Genomic DNA, 3,846 nt, shown 5'->3' on the forward strand with positions numbered 1-3,846 from the left:
TCCTTCAGTTTAATGAATCCTTCTACAAAATGACCATTTTCAAATATTTCTTCTAACTGATCACCATAAAGAGAGGTAACAGCATTGGAAAGATCAATTGTTACATTAAGCTCAACAGTCGAACCTGCTGGCACTACGACTTGATAGTCATCCCCTGATTGCGCTCCATTTGGAGAAGAAATATCAATTGGGAATTCACCGTCGTAGAACGGTCCTCCTTCAAGAGTATCTTCTTTAAGAATGGCCTGAGTCTGGACCGTATTCTGGCCATTCAATGCAAGGTCTGTCTGGACGGTGCCTTCGACATTGTACGCTGCATTTTCATCACTTACGTTCTCAAGCTCAAGCGTAAAGGATTTCTTCGTGTCCATTTCCTTCAGGGCCACTTTACCCAATCCGGAATCTTTCTCGGTTACGACAACTGGCGTCTCCATGGCAGCATGAAGATCCATAAGTCCCGCACCCTGACGGCGTGGAGAGTAATCGAGTCCCAGATCATAATCGGAGTTGAAATTCCCCTGGTCTTCTTGAGGAACGGATGTGTTTAATAGAATGTTTTTCGCCATTTCCACCCGATTGTTTCCTTCAAGTGAAAATTCTTTATCAACACGCTGCATAACAAGCGCTGATCCGCCGGCTACGTGCGGCGCAGCCATCGATGTACCGCTCTTCATGCCGTAATCATCATCCTGCAGGGTTGATAGGATATTTCCGCCTGGTGCTGTAATTTCTGGTTTGAAATCAAGGTTAGGCGTTACACCCCATGAGGAGAAGTTGGAAATCTGACCCGCTGACGGGCTTTTAGCGACGACTTCTTCTCCCATGAAAGCAATCTCCAGATTCTTACCTTCATCTAAATAACCTTTCAGCTCTAGTCCTGTTGCTTTTAAGATACCTAGCTGAGGAATGTTAATTTCATCACTGGAAGCCATGCTGATGTAGCCGGATACGTTATTGTAAATAATAACGCCCACAGCTCCCTCTTCTTGAGCATTCAACGTTTTATCTACAAATGCTGATTCACCGCGGCTGATTAAAGCGATTTTCCCTTCGAGGTCCACCCCTTCAAAATCATTGGCCTCAGGGTTCGCATCCGAATCCCCTGGTTTTCTTCCAAGTCCAGCATCTGCCACTTCGTAGTAGTCCTCACCAAGTGTTTGAGGAGATACGCTGCTTGCAGATAGGAACGGTACGGATTCTTTCGCTTCTCCATCTACACGTGTGTTAAATCCTTCAAGCTCCAGGTATTCATTTTCAAACGAAGCGACCTGAAGAGATTCTGTAGCAAGTCCAGGTGCACCGACAAGCCCGATGTCCGGGTTCGAAGCAAATGGATTTCCAGCACCGGTACCAAAACGATCGGAGTTCCCGGCGGAAATCGCCATCATAATACCGTTATCTACGGCACGTTTGATCGCTTTCTGTTCTGGTTCATCCGGTTCTACAAAGCTTGCTGTGGAACCAAGACTCATATTGATGACGTCTGCACCAAGCAGAATCGCGTCATCGATTGCTTTAATGTAAATATCACTATATGTTGAAGGCATTTCCGGGTCGTTACCGAAAACTTTCAGCCCTAAGAGCTGCGCTTCCGGGGCTACGCCCATTAATCCGCCTTCTGCTTCATTTCCGTTTGCTCCAACAATACCGGATACGTGCATTCCGTGTTCACTTGCACCTGGACCAAGGTCCAGTACAGTATTGTTCTCATCCGCATAGTTGCGGCCAAACGGTACTTTCTCTGTGAAGTATTTCCCTTTCAGAGCGCCTTCCCCTGTAAGGTCTGACACATCGTCCTGACTAATTTCTGTTTCTGTCCCTTCACTCAGCACCATGTCCTGATGATCCGGGTCAATTCCTGTGTCAATGACTCCGACGGTCATACCTTCGCCTTTATACCCGTATTCTTCCCAGGTTTGTTGGGCTTTGACCAGTTCTTTACTATACAATAAGTCTGGTTCTTCTGTTTCCGGACGCTCGTATTCATGACTGATATGTACGTCTTTTACCTCCGAAAGATCCTTAATTAATTCGATCGAACGGTATTCAACACTTCCGCTGAATCCATTCACTACCGTAGTGAAGCTTTCTTTATAATCCATTGGTACGGAGCTATTGGCAATGGATTTCTTCACCGCTTCCTGCTTCTGCAGGGCGTCCTTCTGGAGTTTCTCTTTTTCATCTTTCGATAGACTCTGATAGTTACTCGTTGATTCTATGGTTGGCTTTCCTTCTAATTCAACAATGACGCGGACTTTTTCTTTGGGATCATATTCCTTGTCCGGATTGACTTCTTTGGCTTTGTGTTCTTCCACCGTGACCTTGTCCGGCTTATCCAGATTCTGCTCTGAATTCGATAATCCATTGGCTGCGAACACCGAATTTGAAAAAGCGAGCAGGAAGATAAAGAACAAAATCAGACTCTTTTTGATATTCAAATTTGTTTCCTCCTTAGTTTTTCTATCAAATTCCCTAATACTTCCCTCCTTTCTATTTTTTACAACCTTAAGTATATTCAAATATTCATAAAATTACAAATTGTAACATGTAGTACCTTGTCCTTACCCAGTGGAAAAATCATGTAATGAACGAAGATTCATAGTCTGATAATACTAGGTACACACGCCGATAGATTGTTTCCAAAACTTAACGTAATTCGTCTGGAAATGACAGGAGTTACCATGGTAAAGTAAAAGAATAACAACCTAACCAAGGAGCATCCACCATGATGAAAAAACTCTTCCCCGAAAAATGGGGACGTGAATGGAAGACCTACGATCAGGAACTCCGCGCCATCAGCCGTTGGGAAGCCGCGATGACCGCGCTCTCGGACGATGAACTGCGGGCGAAAACCGGCGAATTCAAGACGGCCTTGCATGAGGGACAGTCCATTTATGACATCCGCGCAGAAGCCTTTGCCGTTGTACGGGAAGCGGCCCGCCGCGTGCTTGGCCTTCGTCCCTATGACGTCCAGCTGCTCGGAGGGCTGATCATGTCGGACGGACACATTGCGGAAATGGCGACCGGCGAAGGAAAGACGCTCGTAGCAGCCCTTTCCGGCTATCTGTTTGCCTTAGAGGAAAAAGGTGTCCATTTAATTACGGCTAATGAGTATTTAGCACAGCGCGACTATGACCTTTTAAGTCCATTGTATGACTTCTTATGGATAAGAACTGGGTTAAATATGAATCAAATATCCCAAACTGAGAAACAATCAGCCTATCAGGCCGACCTGACCTACGGAACAGGAACCGCCTTCGGGTTCGACTATCTTCGCGATCATCTGACACGGGACCAAAAGAACCAGGTGCAGCGCCCCTATCATGTAGCGCTCATCGATGAGATTGACAGTGTGTTGATCGACGAAGCGAAAACGCCGATGATCATTGCCGGCAAAATGGAGGCCCACGCGAACCTCCATAAGCTGGGTGCTCTGGTAATGCGTACGTTTCAAAAGGATGCGGATTATCAGCTGGATCCGGAAACGAAGGCGGTCCATTTTACCGATCAGGGGATACATAAAATCGAAGGCGCCTTTGATATTGAGAATCTGTTTGACCTCGAGCATCAGACACTTTACCACTACATGATGCAGGCAGTCCGGGCCCGGGTTCTTTTTCACAAAGATAAGGATTATGTGGTGGAGGAACAGCAGATTCAGCTGATTGATACGTTCACCGGGCGGCTGATGGAAGGGCGCACGCTATCCGATGGACTTCATCAGGCGCTTGAAGCGAAGGAAGGACTTGCGATCACGGAAGAGAATAAGCCTCAGGCGTCGATTACCGTCCAGAACTTCTTCCGGATGTATCCGAGGCTTGCGGGCATGACCGGAACGGCGAAGAC

Annotated in this window: 1 protein-coding gene and 1 pseudogene; one reads left to right on the forward strand and one right to left on the reverse strand. The window is 46.6% G+C overall.

The window, feature by feature from the left end:
- Window positions 1–2,438: S8 family serine peptidase (locus tag WAM07_RS10985; RefSeq protein WP_422166823.1), on the reverse strand; the 2,438-nt coding region annotated here is incomplete at its 3' end.
- 287 nt (window positions 2,439–2,725) lie between these two features.
- On the opposite strand from WAM07_RS10985, the pseudogene secA2 reads away from it, so the two are divergent.
- Window positions 2,726–3,846, forward strand: a pseudogene (gene secA2 / locus WAM07_RS10990) (accessory Sec system translocase SecA2); the annotation flags it as partial.

The organism is Halobacillus sp., assembly GCF_049282395.1.
GTDB lineage: Bacteria > Bacillota > Bacilli > Bacillales > Halobacillaceae > Halobacillus.